The sequence below is a fragment of the Vibrio splendidus 12E03 genome, from assembly GCF_000272105.2.
GTDB lineage: Bacteria > Pseudomonadota > Gammaproteobacteria > Enterobacterales > Vibrionaceae > Vibrio > Vibrio splendidus_I.
Window position 1 is genome coordinate 1 of sequence record NZ_AJZD02000175.1, and the last position, 25,474, is coordinate 25,474.

General features: G+C 45.1%; 17 protein-coding genes and 1 pseudogene. 4 read left to right on the forward strand and 14 right to left on the reverse strand.

The window, feature by feature from the left end:
- Positions 1-272: 272 nt before the first annotated feature.
- From rsgA to malT, 6 genes are all read right to left on the reverse strand, one after another.
- Entirely contained in the window at positions 273-1,337 is a 1,065-nt protein-coding gene (rsgA, locus tag A142_RS12390) for a ribosome small subunit-dependent GTPase A (RefSeq protein ID WP_019821651.1), read from the reverse strand.
- A 469-nt stretch (positions 1,338-1,806) separates the two neighbouring features.
- A complete protein-coding gene (locus A142_RS12395) occupies positions 1,807-2,265 on the reverse strand; it encodes a copper chaperone PCu(A)C (protein WP_019821652.1) in 459 nt (152 codons plus the stop codon).
- An 85-nt stretch (positions 2,266-2,350) separates the two neighbouring features.
- Positions 2,351-2,947, reverse strand: coding sequence for an SCO family protein (locus A142_RS12400; protein WP_004732104.1), 597 nt, complete (start codon positions 2,945-2,947; stop codon positions 2,351-2,353).
- Entirely contained in the window at positions 2,944-3,384 is a 441-nt protein-coding gene (locus tag A142_RS12405) for a hypothetical protein (RefSeq protein WP_019821653.1), read from the reverse strand. The genes A142_RS12400 and A142_RS12405 overlap by 4 nt, the downstream gene beginning before the upstream one ends.
- A 203-nt stretch (positions 3,385-3,587) precedes the next feature.
- Complete coding sequence (locus A142_RS12410) at positions 3,588-4,508, reverse strand: DUF368 domain-containing protein (RefSeq protein WP_032545404.1); 921 nt, start codon at positions 4,506-4,508, stop codon at positions 3,588-3,590.
- Between the two features lie 565 nt (positions 4,509-5,073).
- Positions 5,074-7,782, reverse strand: coding sequence for an HTH-type transcriptional regulator MalT (gene malT, locus A142_RS12415; RefSeq protein WP_019821655.1), 2,709 nt, complete (start codon positions 7,780-7,782; stop codon positions 5,074-5,076).
- Between the two features lie 567 nt (positions 7,783-8,349).
- Here malT and A142_RS12420 point away from each other — a divergent pair.
- The 3 genes from A142_RS12420 (at position 8,350) to glgB (ending at position 15,526) form a co-directional block, all read left to right on the forward strand.
- Complete coding sequence (locus A142_RS12420) at positions 8,350-10,803, forward strand: glycogen/starch/alpha-glucan phosphorylase (RefSeq protein ID WP_019821656.1); 2,454 nt, start codon at positions 8,350-8,352, stop codon at positions 10,801-10,803.
- A 187-nt stretch (positions 10,804-10,990) separates the two neighbouring features.
- A complete protein-coding gene (malQ, locus tag A142_RS12425) occupies positions 10,991-13,171 on the forward strand; it encodes a 4-alpha-glucanotransferase (protein ID WP_019821657.1) in 2,181 nt (726 codons plus the stop codon).
- 174 nt (positions 13,172-13,345) lie between these two features.
- A complete protein-coding gene (gene glgB, locus A142_RS12430) occupies positions 13,346-15,526 on the forward strand; it encodes a 1,4-alpha-glucan branching protein GlgB (RefSeq protein ID WP_019821658.1) in 2,181 nt (726 codons plus the stop codon).
- 98 nt (positions 15,527-15,624) lie between these two features.
- On the opposite strand, the pseudogene A142_RS12435 reads toward glgB, so the two are convergent.
- The 6 genes and pseudogenes from A142_RS12435 to A142_RS12460 all read right to left on the reverse strand — a co-directional run bounded on the left by A142_RS12435 (position 15,625) and on the right by A142_RS12460 (position 21,225).
- Positions 15,625-16,088 (reverse strand): annotated as a pseudogene (locus tag A142_RS12435) (TetR/AcrR family transcriptional regulator).
- 223 nt (positions 16,089-16,311) lie between these two features.
- Positions 16,312-17,151, reverse strand: coding sequence for an energy-coupling factor transporter transmembrane component T family protein (locus A142_RS12440; RefSeq protein ID WP_019821659.1), 840 nt, complete (start codon positions 17,149-17,151; stop codon positions 16,312-16,314).
- The gene (locus A142_RS12445) at positions 17,148-18,842 is read right to left on the reverse strand and encodes an ABC transporter ATP-binding protein (protein WP_019821660.1); all 1,695 of its coding nucleotides are present in this window, start codon (positions 18,840-18,842) and stop codon (positions 17,148-17,150) included. The genes A142_RS12440 and A142_RS12445 overlap by 4 nt, the downstream gene beginning before the upstream one ends.
- 6 nt (positions 18,843-18,848) lie before the next feature.
- Positions 18,849-19,397: an ECF-type riboflavin transporter substrate-binding protein gene (locus A142_RS12450; protein WP_029405397.1), complete on the reverse strand. Its 549-nt coding sequence runs from the start codon at positions 19,395-19,397 to the stop codon at positions 18,849-18,851.
- A gap of 302 nt (positions 19,398-19,699) precedes the next feature.
- Positions 19,700-20,830, reverse strand: coding sequence for an HlyD family secretion protein (locus A142_RS12455; protein WP_019821662.1), 1,131 nt, complete (start codon positions 20,828-20,830; stop codon positions 19,700-19,702).
- A complete protein-coding gene (locus A142_RS12460; RefSeq protein WP_019821663.1) occupies positions 20,830-21,225 on the reverse strand; it encodes a DUF3302 domain-containing protein in 396 nt (131 codons plus the stop codon). Before A142_RS12460 ends, A142_RS12455 begins: the two co-directional genes overlap by 1 nt.
- Before the next feature lie 263 nt (positions 21,226-21,488).
- Here A142_RS12460 and A142_RS12465 point away from each other — a divergent pair, with 263 nt between their 5' ends.
- Positions 21,489-22,391, forward strand: coding sequence for a DMT family transporter (locus tag A142_RS12465; RefSeq protein ID WP_029405398.1), 903 nt, complete (start codon positions 21,489-21,491; stop codon positions 22,389-22,391).
- Between the two features lie 32 nt (positions 22,392-22,423).
- On the opposite strand, the gene A142_RS12470 is transcribed toward A142_RS12465, so the two are convergent.
- Positions 22,424-24,004, reverse strand: coding sequence for a GGDEF domain-containing protein (locus tag A142_RS12470; RefSeq protein WP_019821665.1), 1,581 nt, complete (start codon positions 24,002-24,004; stop codon positions 22,424-22,426).
- Positions 24,004-25,473: a hypothetical protein gene (locus tag A142_RS12475; RefSeq protein ID WP_019821666.1), complete on the reverse strand. Its 1,470-nt coding sequence runs from the start codon at positions 25,471-25,473 to the stop codon at positions 24,004-24,006. Before A142_RS12475 ends, A142_RS12470 begins: the two co-directional genes overlap by 1 nt.
- Between the last annotated feature and the right edge of the window lies 1 nt (position 25,474).

The window sequence follows — 25,474 nt, forward strand, 5'->3', positions numbered from 1 at the left end:
GAATAGTTTACTTTTAGGGTAATTGTTTGCGCTACGTGGTGTTTTTAGAGCTAAATGTTAAATTAATGTATTTTGATTGAGCTATAAATCTACAAAATGACATTTAATAGACTCAATATACTGTAAATTTGGAAATGTAAACGACTATTTGTAAGAACATTGTGTGCATAAATAGTCACACTAAGACCAAATTGAAACAAAAAAACCCACGTGTTTAACACTATGGGGCTAAGCTTGTCTCAAATACAACTTATAGTCGTTAACTTAAAGGTTTAGTCAGAAGCTTTTTTAAGATTTCGACTTTCTGATTGAACGGTTTTGTACATCTTCGAAAGTTGCTTACTGTTAGCACGTTGCTCTGCCAATGAGGCACCATTTCTTGCTTGCTCTCGCAATAGCTTTTGATAGTTATTAAATCGTCTTTCAGACAACTCTCCACTCTCAATGGCTTTGCGTATTTTGCATCCAGGTTCCGATTCGTGATGGCAATCAGAGAAGCGACAGTGCATGGCTAACTCTTCGACATCAGAAAAGGTTTCACTTACCCCTTCGGCGCAGTCTGCAAGTTGCAGCTCTCTCATTCCTGGCGTATCAAGCAGTAAGCCGCCCGATGTCAGTAAATGCAGTGAGCGCGACGTCGTTGTGTGTCGGCCTTTGCTGTCGTCTTCACGAATGCCACCGGTGGCTTGCTGAGTCTCCCCAAGCAGCGAGTTGACTAGTGTAGATTTCCCGACACCAGACGACCCCATCAAAGCCACCGTTTTGCCCGTTTTACACCAAGGTGATAATACTTGAGTAGAGTCTTGGTCTAGGCTATTAACGGCTTCGATCATCAGCATCGGATCTAGGCTTTGCACTTGTTGTACTTTGTCTTGGTAGTCGTCACACAAGTCTTTCTTGGTCAGTACGATAACGGCTTCAACTTGCGCTTCATTAGCGAGAGCGAGATAACGCTCGATGCGGCTTAGATTAAAGTCGTTATTTAACGAAACCACGATAAAAACCGTGTCGATATTGGCTGAAATATATTGTTCAGCTACGCGACTGCCGGCAGCTTTACGGCGGAAGAGCGATTGACGGTCTAGTAAACGCTCGAATTGTAGGTCAGAGTTCAAAATCACCCAGTCGCCAACGGTCATTGTCGGTTGGTTTTGGTGGATGGGTAGAACAATTTCACCTTGCTCTGACGCTAATGTATAGCCACTACGGTGATGTGCGACGATACGAGCAATGACGGAGTGGTCATAGTCTTCGAGTGTCAGTTGTTGTTGGAATACAGGTTGCCATCCAAGTTGTTGAAGTGACATTGGATGAGAAAATGCGTTTTGTGAATTCATGTCTATTTACCCAGACGTGCGAGCTTTCTTTTCTTATGAGAGCATTAACGTCTTGTAAGATATCAGGTTGTTGATGAGATCGAAAAGCGTTAGTCATATCAAAAAGCGTCGAGACGTCAAAAATTTTTTGTGCTTGGGTCGAATTCAAATAGATAGGACCCCGGATTTAGTCATGCGTTGTTGGGCATGCAGGTATTGATCACTTGTGATCAACAGTAAACCGGGTAAAAGTGTGCGGTCGTCAATGGATGACGATAAGTTGGTAGATCGGTGTTTAAGTTTGATTAACCAAACAAATTAACGCGTTACTTTTACTGCCAGTTTTAGTGTGTTCATTACAATCATCTTCTATTCTCCTTGGTTTATTAATGTGTTCAGGCTTTGAATAAAAAGCGAGCTCAGTTTAACAAAAAGCCACGATGGCGAGAAGTCATCGTGGCTTAAATTATTTTATCAATTGTGAAGACGATTAATGATGGTCGTGATTCATCTTTTTCATGCCGCTCATTACTTTCTTAACCGGCGCATCGAAGGTCTGCGTTTCACCATTAGCGAAAGTCAGTGTCATCTCGATTTTCTCACCTTCTTTTAGGCTGCTTGCTAGGTCGAACAACATGATGTGTAGGCTGCCAGGTTTAAGTACCGTTTCACCATTTGCTGGGATTGTGATCTCTTGAACTTGGCGCATCTTCATGACGTCGCCGTCAACGATAACATCATGAAGTTCTACCTTTCCTGCTGCTGGCGTTGTCGCAGAAACAATAGCGCGATCTTTATCGCTGTGGTTTATCAGAGTCGTGAACACCGCGCTGTTCACTGCTGAAGGCGGGGTTGCACGAGCGTACACGTCATGAACCATAATATCGCTACTAGCCTGAGCAAAAGGGGTGAGCAATAAGCCTGCTAGAGCAAGTGCTTTTAACTTCATGTTGTTGTCCTTAATTTTTATGTTTTTGGTCTGGGACCTGACTTTTTGTTCGAACTTTATTAGTTAAGTTCTTTGTTTTTACGTTTTACTGCGTCAGCTTGTTGATAGCCTCAACAATTGGTGCTGGCGTTAACGTATGCGGCACTTTGGTAATCAAGGTACCGTCGGGCTTTAAAAAATAAAAATATGAGCTGTGGTCAAGGGTGTATTCCAACTCTGAACCTTCCAGCTTGGTCTTTCTGAAAATAACACCGTAGTTGTGTGCAAGCGTGGTTGTCACATCCAAAGGACCACTTAATCCTTCCATCATTGGGTGGAAGTATTGTGCGTATTCGTATGAGGCTTCTGCTGCATCACGCTCAGGGTCGAGAGAGACAAACATCGGGCGAATCTTGGCTTTTGCTTCATCAGAAACTTGGTTAAGTGCTCCGGCCAACATAGCCAAAGAAGTAGGGCATACATCTGGGCAACGTGTGAAACCGAAGTAAACGATACGAATTCTGTCATCGGTTTGGTCAAAGATTTCCGTTGGTTGGTTGTCTTTGCCGAAAAGAGTCGTTGCGGAGAACTCTTGTTTTGCAGCGTGTTGTTCTTGAACTTCGTTTTGCCCATCAAGATAGCTTTTGACACCAAAGCCAAGTACAAAAGCGACAACCAATGCTAACGACCAATTTCTACTCATCTTGCCATCCTTATTGCAGGGTTTACAGTATCGACACCATCAGTGAGTTCACCGATCCATGTCATTTTATCTAAAGTACATACAGGTAAAATCACTTCACCTTCATAGGTATTATTGCCAATGCTCTTCAATTGAAAACGCGCTGATCCCATTTCCATTTCTAAACCTGTGAGCGATAACATCAGTGTCTCAGATGCAGCACCTTCCCAAACGACCTTTATCTTTGTGGGTAGAAGAGGTTGCGCGGTTTCGCGATCAAGCGACATTGAAATGGATTCCTGCTCACACGATATGGTTGAAAGCATGCAGTAGTCATCCAAGTTGACTTCGGCAGTTGAGTGCTCCATCGCTGATTTAAACTGCTGAATTGCTTGCGGCCCATAAAAACCTGCCACGAGAGCAATGCCAAGAGCCACCACCTTTAATGCTGGGTGCATGTCGTGTTCTCATCTAATTTTATAAGAGCGGCGATGTTATCATACCCCTCAATACGTGCTTGTATCAAAAAGCAATTTTGTGCGTATGGTAGAACTAAAAAAGCGAAGCCATTGGCTTCGCTTTTGTCTATTTCATCGAGAGGTGAGCTTAGTATTTCTAAGCATTATCCGTTCTAAACGCTTTCCAGAAGCTGGCTGAATGATTAGTCAGCATTACGCTCTGCAAACTTCTCTAGTCCTAGAACCAAGGCAATCGCAACAAACATCATCACAATAGCCATTGCCAGCTGAGAAGGCTGAGAGGTTACGGCTTCAAAATCAAACGGTGATAGGTTTTCTTGAATCAGAGGAACTTGTTCGCCTTTTGAGTTTGTGCGCCAGCTGATGGTCTCTTTCCACGGCCAGATCTTAGGTAGCGTACCGATCATCAAACCGGTTAAGAATACCAATGTGAAGTCGCGGAATGAGCGCAGTAACCAAGAGAGTACGTGCGAGAAAGTCAGTAGGCCGATCACACAGCCCGCAAGGAATAGCGCAAGTACATCGACTTGAAATGATTTAACGGCGCCAAGCACCGGGCCATACATGCCAATCAGGAGCAGAATAAAGCTGCCTGAAATACCGGGTAAAATCATCGCGCAGATAGCAATCGCACCCGCAATCAATACGTTGATGCTGGTTGGCTCCATTTGCAGCGGTTTAAGCACGGTAATGCTATAAGCGAAAGCAACGCCAAGCAGTAAAAACACGAAGCGAATCATATCGCGTTTCTCTACTTGCTTAAGAATATGGAAAACCGACACCAATATCAGGCCGAAGAAGAAAGACCACAGTGGAACAGGGTGGGTGACTAATAACCAAGAAATCAATTTTGCGAATGTCGCAATGCTGGTGAATACGCCCGCGAACAGTGAAATTAGGAAGAAACCATTGATGTGATTAAACGCGGCTTTGAAGCCTTCGCGTTTCCATAAGCCAAGTACGCTAGGGTTAATTCTGCGAATGCTTTCTAGCAGCGTATCGTAGATACCAGTGATGAATGCGATGGTTCCGCCCGACACGCCAGGAACAACGTCTGCTGCGCCCATAGCCATGCCTTTGAAAAAAGTACTTAAGTAGTTCATTGCTTCATAGAGTTGAGGATGATTTTGTGCAGTATACAAACTTTAGTGTAAAAAAAGTATGAATATGCTTTTGGGGAAAGGCTTTTATTACTCTATTAATTGTAACGCAATAAGTTGAAGTGAATATTTGCCTAACATTTATATAACAACCACTTAGTGATTTGTCATTAAGAGCAGAGATGAAACTGATCGCTTATCGATATTGCATCTTGATTGCATTATGCAAATGCACTTTGCAATTCGCATGACAAATTCATGGTTTTTATGCGATGCAGGGCTTATAAAACGTCGAATAAAAGTTGGCACGCTAACTGCATTATGTACATTGACCCTTCTTAAGCCGAGGGTCACCTAGCCAACTGACGTTGTTAGTGAACTTATGATTTGTTCACAAATATATAGAGCCAATCGCGATTATTGCGGTTGGCTATTTTTTTGCCTGTCATTTGGTGATTGTCTTTTTTCATTTCCCGTTCCTACATTTTTAGACTCTAAACTTCAGATGAAAAAAAAGCCAGCCACCATCGGTGACTAGCTTAAGTTTGTCTCGAATCTCGAATCCGCTTTAGTATCCCATCAACTGCAGCAAGTTCTCCGCTGTGCTGATTGCTTCTTTACGGTTAGCAATGTTGAGCTTTTGGTAAAGGTTACGGATGTGAGTCTTGATTGTGGTACCCGCTACATCGAGTTCTTGAGCGATCTGCTCATTACTGAACCCAGAATAGATCAGACCAAGCACTTGCCATTCACGCTGGGTGAGTGGGCTAGTGCGCACCAGCTCAGGAATGTTCGGGTGATTAACCAAGTTCTCAACAAAGTCTTCATCGAAGTGAACGGAGCGGCTGCGTTGGGTCGTGGAGATATCCTTCATGATTTGTTGTGCGCGGTGACGTTCTAAATCACCGAGACCAGGCTTATTGCTCAACTTATCTAAGATATGCCCGATAGTCCCACCGTCGACTAAGAAGTTACCGACCATACCGGTTTGGTTAGTCATATGAAGCGCTTCTTCAAGCAGTACTCGTGCGCTGTCTTCATCGTTAATTTGTGTACGTAACACGGCTTCAACGATCAAGTTGCGGTTGGTGTCGGTAATCAGGTGCGAACGCTGGGCTTCACTCTTAAGGAAGGTCAGCGCTTCTTCCGCGTCTTCATACTGCTCAAGGATGATGTGAGCACGAACGATGTTTCGCCATTGAAGTTGGCAGAAGTGGTTGCTTGCCGATTCAGGTCGAACCGCCACACTCAGCCAATCACGTATCGCTTCTTTATCGCCTTTTACTTGCCAGAATAGAATCAAAGAAAGAGAGGCGTTCGCCGTCCAATCTACGTGGTACGTTGATTGGCGCAATAGGTGTTGAATCTGGTCGATAAATTTCGACGCTTTATCTATCTCGCCGCGGCTCAATGAAATACGAGCCAACATTGAATAGCTGTGCAGGTGCTTACTTGGCGAGTGGTGCCCAAGAATATCTAAGCCCTTGTAGCAACACTCTTCCGCTTCATCTAGTCGGTTCCAACACCAGAAGATCTGAGCGCGAACACGTAGCAAAAATTCATGCAGAGGCACGTATTGAAGCTGATGCTCTTCAATCAATTTGAATGCACTGTCTTGTAGCTCAAATGCAGCTTGAACATAACCTTGAGCAATCAAGATTTCGCTTTGTTGCAGAATCGCCCACAGAGCCTGATGATAAACCTGATACTGACGTGCCAGTTTTTCTGTTTGTTGCATCATCGGTAGCGCACGACTGAGGTTACCCATTACGTGATTCACTTCGCCAACAACCGAGGTTGCGACAATACGGCTACGATAAACAGTGGTGTTCAGTTGGCTTAACGAAAGCTCAGCCAGTTCTAACGCTTTTTCAGGTTCATTGCTGTTGATGGCAACTTGGGCGCGCAAGGCGTTGTATTGCCCTTGCTGCTGAGTATCGAGTTCAATGTTTCGCGCTTGATATTGAGTCTCAGCTTCTTCCAGCAAAGTACCCACTTGGTCATAACGGTGCTGACTTTGTGCAAGCCAAGCGCGTAGCATCGAAAGCTTTGGCTCACTGTATAGTTGATCTGTGGTTAGCTGTTTGATCGCCATTTCTAATGACGAAAGCTCACCTTGGTTGAACATCGGCCAACCGTGCTCAGTCAGGATTTGAATGATCAGTTCTGGATCTTCAGCGCGCTGTGCGTGACGTAGTGCTTGGTGTGGTGTGTTTTGCTTGAGCCACGCTTTTGCAGCACTTCGATGCAGTTCAGCTTCTTGCTGAGGAATTCGAGCTTGGCGCTCATGTGCGAGGAATTCACCAAACAAGTTATGGAAGCGATACCAGTTCTTTTCACCTTCAAGCGGGTAGATGAACAAACCAAAACGGTTGAGTGATTCGATCATACCTAACGCATCTTCACGCTGTGTAAGTGCACACACAAGCTCATCGTTGAAGTGATCAAGCACAGAACATTGCATCAAGAACTGTCGGGTTTCTTTGTCTAGCAGGTCGAATACTTCTTCAACCAAGTAGTCCCAAAGATGGGCGTGGTTAAAGTGAGAGAATGACTCTGCGGACTGTGCAAGAGTGCGTTTTTGGTGTTGTGCTTGTAGCGCGATAAGTTGTAGTGCAGAAGGCCAACCTTCTACATAACTACAAATGCTGTCTGCCGTGGTGTCATCAATGCCGTCGGCTACGCGTTGGTTGAAAAAGCGTGTGGTTTCTTCGGTATCAAACGCCAACGAGTCATTACCTAATTCGATCATTAAGTCACGAACGCGCAGGTTTGCTGTACCAAGTGGTGGCGTACCACGACTGGTGACAACCAACGTTAGGTTATCGGGCATGTGTTTGAGGAAGAAGCGCATGGCTTCGTGGATGTCGTCATTGTTGACCAAGTGATAGTCATCCAACACCAGAAAGCACTCGTGATGGAATTCCGACATCTCGGCAAATACTTCACTTAATAAAGAATGCAGCGATGAAAACTGTCGCTTTTCTGCCAGTTTTTGGGCATTTGGACAGGCATTTTGAGTCGCTTTATTAAGTGATTGAAGTAGGTAGTTGATAAAGCGGAAGGCATCATTGTCGCTATCATCAATGCTGTACCAACCCACATTAGGTTTATCTACCAACCATTGTGCAGCCATGGTGGTTTTGCCGTAGCCCGCTGGAGAGCGGAACAACACAAGCTTATAGCAATCTGCATTGTGAAGCAGATCGAGAACCCTAGGTCGTAGGATTGCATTATGTAAGCGGCCGGGACGAGTCAGTTTCGAAGGGATCCACATATCGAAGTTTTACACCTATTCCGTGGCTATGTTCTGAAATATCCCAATCTATCGTTGAGTGCACTCCAATGACATGAGCCTAATTACTTAAGTCTTTACTCATATTACGTGAAGCAAAACGGCACCGACTATGATCCTCCTCAGAAACCTTGCGCTTCTGCATGTTTTTGGATGTCTACGCCCTTTATTTGAGACTTTGATCACGCTACGGGTTGGTTTGGGAATGTGACTTTGTTCTTTTCTACACGGGAATCTATGCAAAAGATGAGGGCTGGAAATTATTTTCGTGATCTGAAACTCAGATTTGACAATGACTTTAATCTGGTTAAATAAAAGTCACATCAATTGAAGTTAAGTTATCGAACGGGAGCTTGTGATCTTAGTCACTCCAGGTTTTTGTTCGAAGTCAGAACATGAGAGTCAGATCACTAACCCTATGTCGGTACGCCCCCTACGCCCTCCCATCTACTCCTAGTCAGTCGCGTTAGCGGGAGGATGTTTAGTTTATGGTGACCATGCACGATATGTCACAGATGAATTAGAACTATTAAAAGCGAGATTTCTGAAATGAAACCAACTCAGCAAAAAACTTTCGATAAAGTGTCATTCCAAGAGAGTGTTAAGAAACATTTATCTGCAACCTACGCAACAACCGTTGAAACAGCAGACAGCCGTTCATGGTATCTAGCAATGGGTCGTGCTCTTGCAGAGCTAACGACTTTTGACCTGCTAGAAACTGAAAATGATGAAAAAATTAAGAACGCGAAGAGCGTTAACTACCTATCACTTGAGTTTTTGATTGGCCGTCTAACAGGTAACAACCTGATCAGCATGGGTCTTTACGAACAGATCACTCATGCAATGGAAGAGCTAGGTCAAAACCTAACTGACCTTCTAGAAGAAGAACGCGACCCATCACTAGGTAATGGTGGTCTTGGTCGTCTAGCTGCTTGTTTCATGGATTCTTGTGCCGCTCAAGAATACCCAACAGTAGGTTACGGTCTTCACTACGAGTACGGTCTATTCAAACAATCTTTCCAAGACGGTCGTCAACAAGAAGCACCTGACGCATGGCGTGGTGTTGAAGGTTACCCATGGGAAGTAGCTCGTCCAGAACTAGCACAACAAATTGGTTTTTACGGTCATGTAGACGTTGAATTCATCGACGGTAAAGAAGTTCGTACTTGGGTTCCAGGTATGGAAGTAAAAGCAATGCCTTGGGATCTACCTATCGTAGGTTACGAGTCAAACACGGTTTACCCGCTGCGTCTTTGGGAATGTCAGGCAATTGCACCATTCTCACTAGCTAGCTTTAACAACGGTGATTACTTCGAAGCGCAACACTCGCTAATCGATGCAGGTAACATCACGAAAGTTCTTTACCCGAACGACAACCACGAGAAAGGTAAGACTCTGCGCCTAATGCAGCAGTACTTCCACTCAGCAGCGTCTGTTCGCGATATTCTACGTCGTCACGAAGCCGCTGGTTTCTCTCTAGAAGATCTGCCTAAGCAAGAAACGATTCAGCTTAACGATACGCACCCAACGATTGCGATTCCTGAGCTAATGCGCATCCTGATTGACGAGAAAGGTCTATCTTGGGATCAAGCATGGGAAATCAGTGCTCACACGTTCGCTTACACGAACCACACACTACTTCCAGAAGCGCTAGAGACTTGGTCTGAATCTTTGATCAATCGTCTTCTTCCACGTCACATGGAAATCATCTTTGAAATCAACCACCGCTTCATGCAAGAAGTTCGCAAGATGTGGCCTGGTGACGGTGAGAAGCAAGCGAAGCTTTCTATCATCCAAGAGGGTTTCCACCGAATGGTTCGTATGGCAAACCTATGTGTGATTGGTTCTTACAAAGTAAACGGCGTAGCTGCGCTTCACTCTCAACTGGTTAAGAAAGACTTGTTCCCTGAGTTCAACGAAATCTTCCCTGGCAAACTGACTAACGTAACGAACGGCATCACGCCCCGTCGTTGGTTGAAGTTCTGTAACCCAGGCCTATCTACGCTAATCACAGGTAAGATCGGTACTGAATGGCCAGCAAAACTTGAGCAGCTAGAAGGCATCGCTAAGTTTGCAACAGACGCGAAATTCCAAAAAGAATTCATGGCTGTTAAGAAAGAAAACAAACAGCGCCTTGCTGATTGGGTTCAAGAGAACATGGGTATCGAGCTAGATACTAACGCTATCTTTGACGTTCAAATCAAACGTCTGCACGAGTACAAGCGTCAGCACCTAGATTTGCTACACATTCTATCTTTGTACCACCGCATTCTTAACGAACCTGGTTTCGAGTGTGAGCCACGCGTATGTTTCTTCGCAGCGAAAGCAGCACCGGGTTACCACCTAGCGAAAGAGATCATCTTCGCGGTTAACAAGATTGCAGAGAAGATCAACAACGACCCGCGCATCGGTAACAAGCTTAAAGTGGTATTCATTCCTGACTACCGTGTAAGCATGGCTGAAATCATCATCCCTGCAGCAGACGTTTCTCAGCAAATCTCATTAGCTGGTAAAGAAGCATCTGGTACGGGCAACATGAAGATGGCTCTAAACGGCGCGCTAACTATCGGTACGATGGATGGTGCAAACGTTGAGATTCGTGAAGAAGTGGGTGATGAAAACATCTACATCTTCGGCCTAGACGTTGATGGTGTTCAAGCACTGAAAGCTCAGGGCTACAACCCTTACGACTACTACAATGCAGACCCACTACTGAAAGCATCCCTAGACCTACTGACTGGCGATGAGTTCACTCCAGGTCAACCAGGCCTTCTACGTGCAACGTTTGATAGCCTGCTAGACGGTGGTGACCCTTACCTATGTCTTGCTGACTTCGCCTCTTACGTGAAAGCGCACGAAGACATGGGCACGCAATACAAAGACCAAGCAGGTTGGGCTAAGAAAGCAATTCTTAATACAGCATTGGTTGGTAAGTTCACATCAGACCGCTCTATCCGCGACTACGTGAACAACATCTGGAAACTTGAAGCGGTTAACCGTTAATACTTCCAAAGTAGCCAAGGCAGTTTCTGCCTTGGCTCAATTAGCTTGTGAGCAAACGAAAGGCTTAAAGGTTTGTCGTTTATCAACAAGCTGCTTACAAACCGATTGTCACAAGCTAATTGATTAGTAAAAATTAAATTAACAACCCTACAAAATAGAAAGCGTCAGAACGTTTTCGGAGAGAGCGATGAAAGAACAAACCGTATTAAAACAAGTCGCAGAAATGGCAAACATTGCCGACAGTTACGTTAGTGCGTGGGGCGATGAAGCACAAGTATCAGACGAGACGATCACGTCTCTATTGGCTTCGTTGGGCTACGATACAAGCAGCGATGATGCACTGCTTAAGTCAGCAGAAAGAAAACACAAAAAAGATGTACTAGACCCAGTTCTTGTCTTGCGTGACGGTGAGCCAGTAGAAGTGGCGCTTAATCTAGGTGTAAGTGCTCGTGAAAGTGAGTTCAGCTGGCGCTTAGAAACCGAGCAAGGAGAGGTACTTGAAGGCTATCTTCAATCTCAAGTCGTTCGTGACGAGCGTGCCGAGGGTGGCCCTTTAGTGTTTGCATTGCCAAGTGATTTGGCATGGGGTTATCACAAGCTTATTGTGAGCCGTAAGCGCCGTAAGAAGCCTTACGAGATGACACTGATTATTACGCCAAAAGCGTGTTTCAAGCAGTCACCAATCGAGCAAGGCAAAAAGCTTTGGGGGCCAAGTGTTCAACTTTACACACTAAGAACTCAGCACAACTGGGGTATTGGTGATTTTGGTGACCTAAAACAGCTTGTTGCGGATATCGCTTCTCGTGGCGGTGACTTCGTTGGTCTAAACCCAATTCACTCATTGTTCCCTGCGAACCCAGAAGGCGCGAGCCCATACAGCCCGTCGTCACGTCGTTGGTTGAACATCCTATACATTGATGTGAGTTCAGTACCTGAATTCGCATTAAGTGCAGAAGCACAACAAACGGTAGGCAGCGCAGAGTTCCAACAGCGTCTACAAAAAGCGCGTGAAGCACACTGGGTAAACTACACCGAAGTGTCTGAGCTTAAGATGAGCATCTTGCCTCTGCTATTCGCAGAATTTAAGACTCGCCATCTAGACAAAAACAGCGACCGTGCACAAGCGTTCTTAGCCTTCGTAGAAGAGGGTGGCGATAGCCTGATGCATCAAGCCGCGTTTGATGCCCTACATGGTGAACTGCACGCTGAAGATTCTGGCATGTGGGGATGGCCGGTATTCCCTGAGAAGTACCGTACATTCGACAGCCCAGCGACACAGAAGTACATCAAAGAGAACCTAGAAAACGTTCATCTGTACATGTACCTGCAATGGCTAGCGGATTGCCAGATCAACGATGCACAGTCTCTTGCTGAAGAGAAAGGCATGGCAGTTGGCCTATACCGTGATTTAGCGGTAGGCGTTGCAGATTCAGGCAGCGAAACTTGGGCTGACGAAGGTAACCTAGTGATGGATGCGAGCATTGGTGCTCCACCTGATATTCTTGGTCCTTTGGGTCAGAACTGGGGTCTACCTCCGCTAAACCCAGAAGTGCTTCAAGAAACAAGCTACGACGCTTATATCAAGCTACTTCGTGCAAACATGAAGCATTGTGGTGCACTGCGTATTGACCACGTTTTAGGTCTACTGCGTTTGTGGTGGATTCCAAAAGGTGAGAACGCAACTAAGGGCGCGTATATCTACTACCCAGTACAAGATATGCTGTCTATTCTGGCGCTTGAGTCTCACCGTTACCAATGTAGCGTTATCGGTGAAGATTTAGGTACGGTACCGGATGAGATTGTCGACATCCTTGCAGATGCTGGCGTGCATTCTTACAAAGTGTTCTTCTTCGAAACATCAGAAGACGACGGTGGTTTCATCTCACCAAAACACTACGCATCACAATCGATGGCGGCACTGTGTACTCACGATATGCCAACGCTTCGCGGCTTTTGGCACTGTGATGACCTAAAAATGGGCCAAGAGATTGGCTTATACCCAGATGCAGAACAATTAGAAACCTTGTTCGATGACCGCCTAGAGTGCAAGCAAGGTATCTTAGATTCAGTAGCATGGCATGGTTTCCTACCAGAAGGTGTGGGCCGCGATGCGAGCCAAGTACCGATGGACTCTTACCTTGCTGAGGCACTTCAACTGCACGTAGCGGCTGGTGGTTCAACACTACTGAGCGTTCAGCTAGAAGATTGGCTAGAGATGGACAAGCCAGTAAACATTCCTGGTACGGTTGATGAATACCCTAACTGGCGTCGCAAACTATCAATGAACTTGGACGAAATATTTGCTCACGAAGGCGTTAATCGTATCGCTTCTAAGCTGACTGACGTTCGAGAAAAAGCAGGTAAGTAATGACGTGAGTGACTTGAAATTAGGTGGTTTTTTGCTTACGCCGTACGAAACTACAACCTCGGTCACTCAATAATGAATGCTCATCTGGTAGAATAAACCGTCGTTATATTGCCCGCACTAATAGCGGGCATTTTTGTATTATGTTTTTTGGATGTTTGGTTAGGGAGAAACGTTTTGGAACTAAGTTCGATTTCAAAGCAAAAACAAATATATACCCAACTATCACAGGCTTGCTTCACAGACCCATTTGCGTTTTTAGGGCCATACCTACCTTCTGAGCAAGGTGCATTACGGGTGTGGATTCCTGGGGCAGATAAAGTCGAGTTGATTATTGGAAAGGAACCTCGTATTGAGTTAACGCGAGAGGGTGAAAGTGGTTTCATTCTTAAGCAAGAGAGAGACTTACGTTTCACTCACTATAAGCTTGCGGTTGATTGGGCTGGTGTAGAACAGATCATTGATGATCCATACCAGTACCACGATCTATATGCGAGTTATGAAGATCTTCATACACCGAAAGATATGTATCATCACATGGGGGCTCAGTTTATTACGCTAGAGCGTGATGGACAGACGATTTCAGGTACGCGTTTCTTGGTGTACGCACCGCATGCAACTGCGGCAAGCTTGGTGGGTAACTTCAACGCTTGGGATGGTCGCCGCCACCCAATGCAACGCTTAGATTACGGTATGTGGGGTCTATTCATTCCTGAACTGGAAGAAGGCGCTCAATACAAGTTTGAATTAAAAGGACCAAATGGCGAAGGCTTACCACACAAAGCTGACCCATGGGGTTTCTACTCTGAGCAGTACCCATCGTTCTCATCTGTAACTTACGATCACGCTCGTTACGAGTGGCAAGATACTCAATGGCAGAATCGCCCTGTAACACAAAAGCGTAAAGAAGCGCTTTCGTTCTACGAACTTCACGCAGGTTCTTGGAAGCGTAACGCTGAAGGTGAATTTTTAAACTACCGTGAGCTAGCGGCAGAGCTAATCCCATACCTAACGGATCTTGGCTACACGCACGTTGAGCTAATGCCAGTTTCTGAGCACCCATTCTATGGCTCTTGGGGTTACCAACCTGTTGGTCTTTTCGCTCCAACCAGCCGTTTCGGTTCACCGGATGACTTCAAATACTTCGTAGACCAATGTCACCAAGCGGGTCTTGGTGTTGTGCTTGACTGGGTTCCAGCGCACTTCCCAAGCGATGAGCACGGTTTAGCTAATTTCGACGGTACGCCGTTGTTCCATGATCCAGATCCGCGTCGCGGTTGGCATCAAGATTGGAACTCGTACATTTACGATTTAGGCAGAGAGCATGTTCGTCGTTTCTTAGTTTCTAATGCACTGTACTGGTTCGAGCAATTCCACATTGATGGCATTCGTGTTGATGCAGTGGCTTCGATGCTGTACCTCGATTACTCGCGCAGCCATGATCAATGGATTCCGAACGCAGACGGTGGCAACGAAAACTATGACGCCATCGCAACCCTTAAGTGGATGAACGAAGAAGTGTACAAGCACTTCCCGAATGCGATGACGATTGCCGAAGAGTCGACAGCGTTCCCTGGTGTTTCAGCACCGACTTTTATGGGCGGCTTAGGCTTTGGCTTTAAGTGGAACATGGGTTGGATGCACGACAGCTTGTCTTACATTCAAGAAGACCCAATCAACCGTAAATATCACCACGATACGATTACCTTCCCACTGGTTTACGCACACAGTGAGAATTATGTATTGTCTCTGTCTCACGATGAGGTGGTTTACGGTAAAGGCTCTATCCATAACAAGATGCCGGGTGATGAATGGCAGCAAACGGCAAACCTACGTGCTTATATGGGTTACATGTATGCGCAACCAGGTAAGAAGCTGAACTTCATGGGTGCAGAATTTGGTCAGACGGCTGAATGGAACCATGATGACCAACTGCAATGGTTCTTGCTGGATTACGAACGTCATCAAGGTGTTCAGCGTTTAACGAAAGACTTGAATAACCTGTACCGCTCTGAAGCTGCAATGCACGATCTTGATTTTGACCCGAAAGGCTTTGAATGGCGTCTACAGGACTCTGCTGAAGCGAGTATCTTAGCGCACGAACGCATCAGTGAGTCTGGTGAGCGTGTATTAATTGTCTCTAACTTTACACCTGTGCCTCATGAGCATTTCCGTTTAGGTGTTCCTGCAAAAGGTGAGTACTCACTGCTGTTGAATACAGACTCTGTGGACTATGCAGGCAGTGGTTTTGAAGTGAAGCAGACAGTTGAGATTGAATCATTAGAGAGCGAAGGATTAGACACTTCGATTGAGCTACGCTTACCGCCGTTATCGACCGTTTTTTACAAGCTAAATTAGGTCTATAAGTTGAGCAGGTCATCGCTGCTCACTTTTCTGAAAGTCTAAAAAAGGGAACCCTAGGGTTCCCTTTTTCTATTTCAGTAAACTGGTTAGCGTTACTTGAAGTTGGTGAGATAGAACATTGAGCGTCCGACTACCATTTCAAGGATTCGAACTGAGTCGTTGCCGAAACTATCCAACATCTTTTCACGAAATTCGCCGTTCGAGCTGAGGTTAAATTGCTCAGGATTCTTGATTTGCGAAGCATGGAAAAACATCAATTTAATCACGTATCGAAACTGCTCATTATCTAGAGCAGCTTGCCAAGATTGGATAAAAAGCGCTTCCGATGAAAAGTCTAGACTGTCTATAACGATCGATAGCATGTGTTCGTGAAGTACTGAACGAATAGCGCGGGTCGACGGATAATAGCCCTGAAGCGTCGTTAAACTAATGCCAATCTCTTGAGCAATCCTGCATAAGTTAGTGCTTCATGTCCTTCAGCCAGAAAAAGGTTTAGTACGATCTCATCGTAGTTTTTTTGATTTTCTAGTTTCTGTACTTGAGTAATTCGAGCCATTACAAATCTCTATTGAGTGTAACATTCTGTAAACGAGTATATTAAGAGCTTCTGAATTAAATCTCAAACTCCAAGGGTAAATAACTGGTCAATTTATCGTTAAATATAGTCAGTATTGTGTCATTGGTTCAATTATCAATCAGATTTTGGCATAAACAAAAACACCGCCCTATTGAGCGGTGTGTTATTTAAAGCCTTTGTTTATCTATGCTAATTCAGATGACTAGAACGGATACCAAAATAACTGCGGCTCTAGAATGCGTTTCGCAATGGCTAACACCACGATAAAAACGATGACACCTAAACAAACAAAATCGATACGTTTCAAAGGTGCATAGCTATACCAAGTGCGTGCTTTGTGTCGACCAAAACCTCTTAATGTCATTGCGTTAGAGATCTCGTCTGCGCGGTCCAAACTAGAGAAAATGAGCGGGCCTAGAACCTTAGCTACATTTTTGATTCGAGTAATTAGAGGCGCTTTCTTTGAGAGCTCTACACCACGAGCCTGTTGAGCATGCATGATATTGATGAAGTCTTTCTTAACTTCTGGCAAGTAACGCAGTGTTAAGCTGACCGCATAGGCGATCTTGTAGGGAACACCGATACGGTTGAGGCTCGCGGCAAACTCAGTCGGATGCGTTGTGAAGACAAAAATCAACGCTATCGGGAACATGCTCATGTATTTGAGCGTGACAGTGACTAAGTAAAACAGCGTCTCTTGGCTCAACGAGTAGTTACCCGGCAATGTCAGCAATAAGGTTTCGCTGCCGATGAGCTCAGTACCTTGCTGTGGAGCCAGTAGATACATGAACAGAGCATTTAGGCTTAATACACTCGCCGTTCCTAATAACAAAGGCTTGTACACGCGTACAGGTACATTGGTCAGCTTTAGCAGGTATAAACCAGTCACAATAAGCAGTGCAATCAATCTTAGGTCGAACGTAGTCAATACTACGGTCACCCAAGCTAAGAAGAGCGCAAATTTGGTGATGCCGTTGAGAGCATGAAGCGGTGATTTTGTATCAATGTAATTGATGCCGAATTTTACTTTTGATGCGTTCATTGAGCGCTTCTCTCGTAGTCGATGAAGTACTGCATAAACGCATTGGTGTCGTCGATTTTCATCATAGTCGCGAGTTCATAAATGCTGGTGGTACAAAGATTTGCACGTTCTAGAAGTGATGGTTGGCTAAATACTTCCGTCATCGCGGCATTGGCAATCAACTTGCTGTCTGCGATTACGATTGAACGTGTGGTGTACTCGAGAACGAGGTGCATGTCGTGTGAGATGATCACAACGGTAATACCCAAATCACGATTAAGCTTTTGGATGAATGCCAGCATGGATGTGTAGTTACGGTAGTCTTGACCTGCAGTTGGTTCATCCAAGATAAGAAGCTCAGGCTCCAGTACCAAGATAGATGCAATGGTTACACGTTTTTTCTGGCCGTAGCTCAGGGCTTCGATCGGCCAGTGGCGGAACTTGCTCAGCCCACATAGCTCAAGAACATGCTCTACTTTTTCTGTGATCAGCTCTTCTGCAATGTTGCGGTTACGAAGACCAAAAGCAATCTCGTCAAAAATCATATGATGTGAGATCATATGATTTGGGTTCTGCATCACGACGCCGACTTTCTGGCTTCTTTCAAAGATAGAAAGCTCAGATAGGTCTTCACCATTTAGATAGGAAGATCCAGAATCGGCATCGATCACACCCATGATGAGTTTAGTGATGGTAGATTTGCCTGAACCGTTTTTGCCTAGAATCGAAACAAACTCACCTTTGCCAATCTTGAAGCTGACATCTTCGAGTGCGTTCTTCTCGCCGTCGTAAGAATAAGTTAGACCATGAACTTCAAGTAAAGGTGGGTACTGCTTCTCTGCTATCGGGGCAGGGCGCTCAGCAAACCATGCTTGAACAGCAGGGCGGAACCTTTTGTAGTCTAAAGCCTTGAGGTTTGACAGCTTGTCTTCGCTGCTTAGTGGGGCTTTCGCCGCCTTAAGCGCCGACAAGTAAAGCGGTTCACGAATACCGTGTGTATCAAGTAATTCAGAAGCCAAGATTTCATCGGGTGTCGTATCAGCAACGATTTCACCACGTTCCATTAAGATCACGCGGTCGATATCGCGATGTAGGACATCCTCGAGGCGGTGCTCGATAATCACGATGGTCTTGTTGGTTTCTTTATGCAGCTGATCGATGATCTCAATCGTTGCTTTACCCGTTTTCGGGTCAAGGCTTGCTAGAGGCTCATCAAATAGCAAGATATCAACGTCATCAACTAAGATGCCCGCTAACGATACTCGCTGTTTTTGACCACCAGAAAGGTCATGAGGTGAACGCTCAAGCATGTCCGCTAGGTCGACCATTTTTGCCGTCGACTTAACTAACGGGTACATGTCAATGTTCGACATCAACTGGTTTTCGAGTGCGAAAGCGATATCTTCACCGATACTCAAACCCACAAACTGGCTGTCAGTATCTTGTAATACCGTGCCGACTTGCTCGGTATAATCGTGCATCGAAAACTCAGAGATATTCTTGCCGTTTATCTCTAAAGAGCCTGTTACCTCACCTTTAATTGCATGAGGTATCAGACCATTGAGACACTGACCTAGGGTAGATTTACCACTACCACTTGGTCCAATAATGACGATTTTCTCTCCTTTCTCTATCCTTAGATTGATATTTTTTAGCGTCGGTTTATCCAGCGACTCATATCTAAAAGAGAAGTTCGAAAATGCTATAGTCATTATCGCTTATGCCTCAGTCAGGTTGCGGCTTTGTTTGTTGCGTTTAGCGACTGATTTTAGGATCAGGAAGCCCACAACAGCGATCAGAACGGTGTTACCCGCTGCGATGATAGACAGTTGAGTGAAGACTTTAGTAAACGGTTCTGCGTACAGGATGGTGTCGAGGAACGCAGAGCAGCCATAGCCTACAACGTTACCTGCAAGGGCCAGTATCACGAACAATACAAAATCTTTCATTGGCAGTTCACCTTGTTGAAGGCGTTTCTTAGTCATCATTGGGAATAAGCCGATAACCATACCTACGATACCTGAGCCTAAAACCCAAGTTAACCACACGCCCCAGCCTGCGAATAGATCCGTAACCCAGTGACCGATAAAGCCAACTAAGAAGCCAACAATTGGGCCGAACAAAACAGAAAACAGTGCTAGAACTGCCATCGCTGGTTTCAATGTCGTGTTCGCAAACACTGGGACACCAAACATAGGTAAACCACCAATGCCGTACAGTGCCGCGCCAATGGCAATAACGACGACTGTTTTAGCTGAAAAGTTCATAGATAACCTCGAATACTGAAAGATAAAGCTTAATAAAGAACGAATATTCGCCATTATTAATATGCGTCTCAATGAGAACGTTTTTTGGGCAAATATAAAAAATAAGGCGCGCATTATACAGTAGAACCCTTCCATAAGGGAAGGTAAGTGTCTAGATGTCTAAAATTCCATCTGAACACCTAAATATCGTGTAAAAAACGCAATTTTACGGTTAATCAAGCAACAAAAAAGCCAGAGCGGGTCTGGCTTTTTCATTCGCTTTAACAATGTGTTAAGCGGGTTCGTCACATATCTACGACCGTTTAGTGGTCTAGGTATAGATAGTTTTGCCAACTCTTCATGCGAATAAGGACCTTACGCATGATAGACACGTGAGTGAAACTGTCAGAATAAACGGCAACTTCAACCGCAGTACCCATCGGTAAATGGTAGTCAGACAGATCATCAGTGATGCTCAATTTAACGAACACACGACCACTGGTACGCAACGCATCAGTACCTAGAAGCGCGCCTCTAGCTTGGAATTGGCTCTCACCAATAGCTGGAATCACTTCATCAATACGTCCTTTGAATATCTTCCCTGGCAATGCTCTAAACAAGAACTCAGCTTCGTAACCCGGTTGCAGGCGTTGTAAGGAGTTTTGTCTGAACGCAGCGGTATAGAATTGTTCTTCTGTGTGAACAAAGGTCATCACAGGAGCTAAAGGAAGCGGTACTGCCATAACGCCTGGGCGCAATGCTAGTTGCGTAACGTATCCGTCAGTGGGAGCTCGAACCACGGTTTGTTCTAAATCAAACTGAGCTTTACGCAATTCGGCCAATAAGCTTAAAACGGCTGTATTCTCGCCACCAATTTCAGACTCTAGGGCAATTTGTGCTTGTTCTAGATTAGCATCTGCCACTTTCACGGCGGCTTCTGATGCCTTGTAAGCTTGTCTGCGAGTATCTAATTGTTGCTCAGTAAAGGCTCCGCTGTCATAGCCGCGCTTGTAACGAGAGAATTCACGTTGGGCTTTATCTCTCTCTGCGATGGCTTTGATTTTTGCAGCCTCAGCTTCAGCCACTTCAGATTCCATTCCAAGCGCACCTTGGCTTGCTTCCTTTACCTTCGCTTCTAATCTTGCCACTTCAGCTTCGAATGGAACTGGGTCTATTTTGAAAAGAATATCCCCTTTCTTCAGAGGTTTGTTTGCCTCTACAGGCACTTCGATAACTTTACCCCTAACGCCTGAAACGACTGGCGTTGTTGAGTAAACTTGATTACCAATTTGTGTGAAAGGGTGGTTATAGTTCATCAGTAGGATCAAAGTACCTATGATGACGACACCACCAAGAACGGCGGTAGGTACTGTCCATTTATTGAGCGGGATATTAAATACTTTGAAGATGGTGATACAAAGTGCCGCATAGGTCATTATCAGCAGTAAATCCATTACTTAGCCTCCTGATCTTGAACGTTGTTTGTCTCTTTCTCTGGAGTGTTTTGTTCAGCACTAGCTTGCTTGAGCTGTACGATTTCTTCCTGAAGGGTACTCACTTGATCGATGAGAATATCGACGCGATGATGAATATCGTGCTGTTCTTCTTCTAATTTAGCGAAGCCCCAACCACGATCTTTACGCCACAGCGTTGCCCAGATCCAAAGGAAGGGCCAAATAGCGTGTAAGGTGAATAGGCTAACCCAGCCTGAGACATGAATAGCATCTTGATGAGGGTGGTTGCGTTCTTTCGCAATTTCATAGGGAATATCGTGAATAACGATGATGCCGTAAAAGATAACCAATGCTACGAAAATCAGTAGACCGAGTGCAAAGTAGTCTAAAAACATAATAGATCCTTGTAATGTTAGATATTAGTTATAAATATACTACGCTATCATCCAAGTAATTGTTATAAAAATGATTTACCGAGTTGAAAATAATGTGTTGTCGCTTCTAATGCGAATAAAAGCATTGATGAATCTTATAAAATCTCATCGCGTTTGAAGAGGCTATTTCGGCTTTCTGGTTGGTATTTAAGCTGAAATGATGACAGTTAAGATTCTAAATGACGGGCATAACCATAACAACAAAAAATAAAGGACAAATACGGGTGTATATAGGTGAATTGGCGGCCATTGGCGCTGCAATTGTGTGGGCATGTGCGACATGGATCTATGGGCAATTTGGACATCGCTTCTCTGCGATGCAATTGAACATTGTTAAGGGTGTGGTGGCGTCAGGGATGATGTTGCTGGTGATGCCTCTTATTCCGATGCCGGAGTTTGAACTGAGTACCAACCATTTTCTGATATTGGCAATTTCAGGTGTGATTGGCATTGCGATTGGAGATAGCGCCTATTTTGCGGCGTTGAAAAGAATCGGTGCCAATAAGACGCTGTTACTGGAGTCTTTAGCACCGCCTCTTTCTGGTGTGCTGGCATTAATGTTCCTTGGCGCTGTATTGACAGTGCAAAGTTGGCTCGGTGTCGTGATTACAACACTGGCGGTGACCTTCGTTGTCTTCCAGCCATCAAAATCTGCGAGCGGTAAATCGAATGACAAAGCGCAGTGGGGTGGCATTGGTTATGGGCTTGTGGCGAGTGTCTGTCAGGCATCTGGTGTGGTTATCTCTCACTACGCTCTAGTGGCGGGTGACATTCCACCACTGTTAGGTGCACTGATTCGCCTGACGATTGGCGTATTTGCCGTGATGCTGATTATCCCTTTTGTTGAAAAGAAGCCGTATTCATCGATAAAAAGAGATTTATGGGAAATGACCAAGCTCGATAAACTGTGGTTATTAGGAGCAATCTTTGTCGGGACGTTTCTCGCTCTATGGCTTCAACAAGTGGCGTTGAAGAATGCTAACCCTGCGATTGCACAAACGTTGATAGCGACCAGCCCGGTCTTTATTTTGGTGATTTATGCGCTGAAAGGGGAGAAGGTGTCAAAGCAAAGTATCATAGGCACACTTGCCGCCCTTGCTGGTATTTCTCTGTTCTTTTATCAATAAGCTGCTGGCCTGAGCTACAGAGTGTCATGCCATTACTCTGTACACACTTGATTACGGCCGTTGGCTTTAGCTCGGTATAGCGCTTTATCGGCACGGTAGAAGGTACGTTGAGTATTCTCTCCGTCACGATGCAAAGTAATACCAATACTCACGGTCAAACCGCGCTCCCCAAGTATCTCATGCCAACCGAATTGGAAAATGCGCTCTCGATAATTTTCAGAGTGCATTTCTGCCTTCGGAAGATCAGTGTTCTCTAGAATGACGAGGAACTCTTCTCCGCCAAACCTGACACACGATGCGCCTTTAAACTTAAAGTATGAACGCAGCTCTTGAGACACACTAACAATCGCTTTATCACCGACTAAGTGACTCAGTTCATCATTGATAGACTTAAAGTGGTCGATATCAACAACCATCAGTGCGAAAGAGGTATCGTGCAACAGCATGTCTTTCAATTTGACATCTAACCAGCGACGGTTGTGTAACCCTGTTAATGGATCGGTGAACACGTCTTGTTGAAGCTGAGCCACCGCATTCTTGTGTTGTTCCGTTGTCTCTTTCAACTCTTTGTTCTCTTGTTCAGAGAGAATGAGTTTGAGTTGTAATTCAAAACGGGATAGGCGGCGTAGTTGGCTTGCACCGAGTTCACTGATCGGGATCTGCTTCATCAGATCGGTTTCAATTCGGTAGCCTTTTTTCTCATAGCTTAGCGCTTCTTGAAAACGCCCTTGATTCATACACACATCACTTAGCGAATCGTAGAATCGTTTTGCAAGTACTGGCGACGAGTAGGCTTTCACGCGTTTGTCTGTGCTCGACAAAATCATGCTCGCGTAGTCTTGCTTGCCGGTTGCACTTAGGCAATGTGCGAGCTCTAGACGAGTCATGGTTGCAAGCCAGCTTGCTTGAGTGCTGTTGGCTGGGTATTGAACCTTAGACAGACAGCGTAGCGCTTCGTGGTATTTTTTCTTAGCGCGCAGCACCTTTGCTTGGTAAAGCAGTATTTGAGCTGTGAGCAACTTGTCACTCACCAAAATACTCAGTTCTTCGCACTCATTCAGTAAATCGCTGGCTGCTGTAATGCGATTGAGTAGAAGTAGGCTTGCTACCATATGCAGCTTGAATTTGAGGCGAAGTGAGCGACTGCTTATCGCATGGTCTATGCTGCTGATTTTTTGATAGTAGCGAAGAGCTCTGTTGTGATCGCCATAGGAATCACACAGGTTGCCCATGCCTAAAATGGCTAATACATACTCATCGATATGACCGTGTTCAACCGCGATTGTCGATGAACTGACGAATTCATTGAGTGCTGAGGTGTAATCACCAATTTCAACTAAGCGGTCACTTAAGCTAGTTTTGACTGTCAGAAGATCTTCGATATCGGCAGGAAGGTGGAGCAGATCGAGTGCTCGTCTCAACTCTTCGATACTGGTTTGATTTTGTTGTAACTCGGCACGGTATTCAGAGCTAATGATATAGCAGTGCGCTTGCTCTGTTTGCGTTGTCGAAACGTGCTGACGAATGTGGTTCCAGAAGATGATCGCTTCTTCACCTGATACTGATGAAGGGTCTAAACCGGCGTCTGTGATCTTGCTTAATAGAGTTTCCATTATTCTATTACCTCAGCATCGTCTTCTTCGAGTTGTTCAAGCGTGAACGGGAACGTCAAAATATCATTGAGGCTGACGCTTGGTTTCGAACCTTTTAATCCTTTTCTATGCCATGGATAGATATCGAGCATGGTGCTGAGAGTTTGGAAGGTTTGTTCTGCGGCTTCTCCTTTCTCGGAAAGCATAAGAGCCACACGTTCAGAACTTAGCCTTGCGATGAAGTCATTCTGGTTACATAAAGCATGAGCAATCTCGGTACAGACATCTAAGTAATCAGTATCGACATGATGGAACATAATGATGCTGTGGTTTGAACGTTTAAGCTCTGTCTTGAACAGAACTAACTTTTCCCACCAAAAGGTTTCAGAGACAACGTAAGAGAGGTGCTTTTCAGGATCGTACTCGTGCTGACCGCGAATACGGTTAATCAGTTTTCGCGCTCTCTGCTCTAGCTGGCGTTTTGAACTGCGTGCTTTATCTAACCCAACACGTGTCGTTTGCTCTTTGAGCATGCCGATAGAATATTGACGGTACTTTTTAAAGGCGACGAGCGCGGCTTGGAAGTCTTGGTTTTCTTCCGCCACCAAGGATTGTTGGTAACAGATTTGGCTCAGCAACTCGCCATTATCGAACTCGTTTGCGGATTGTTCTGCGAGCCTCAGTAATTCCGCCGCTTGTTCTGGTCTTTTTCTCAGGAGCTCCAATCTAGCTCGGCTGATGTATGAGTGCGCCTTCATCCAAACTAGGTTGTGTTCAACTGCCAGGTTGTGCGCTTTGGCCGTGGCTCGCTCCGCGTCATCTAAGCGTTCAAGACCAAGTAGGGCAAGGCCTCGAAAGTCCCACACCTCTGCATGCCAAGTGTTATCTTTATGGTCTTTTAATGCTTCTTCTGCACCGTCCAATACCGACAGCATTTCAACATAGTTGTTGAGCAGGTAGTAATCCCACGCAAGCAGTATTCTGGCTTTACCCTCTAACCAACCAATGCGGCTGTTGTTAGCCACTTTAACGGCAAGCTGGTGGGTAGAACGTGCAAGTTTATATTCGTGGGTCATTCGCCAAATATTGCCAAGGCCAATGAGGCATTCAATTTGAATTTCGACTTCATCAACCAATGCGGACTGCTCTAAGGCATTGATCCAAAACTGTTGGGCGGAGTAATACTTGGCTTGTCCCCAGAACTGGAGCGCGTGTAAATGGAGGATTTCAGGGAGAAAAAGGTCGGTATCTAATCGGCTTTGGCGCTTGTAGGCTTCCTTGATGTATTTTAAACCTTTTTGATAATCCATCAGGTTCCAGCTACATCTTGCCATTAACATTAATGACTGGATGGCACCCTCTTCAAACAGAACTTGCTCTGATCGGACTAGGCACTGTTGGGCAATCTCTAGGATCACCGATGGCTCAGAGTCGACACGAGTTTTGAGTTTTTCTAATTCTGTTTCAAGAAGGTACTGATTTTTGTCCAAG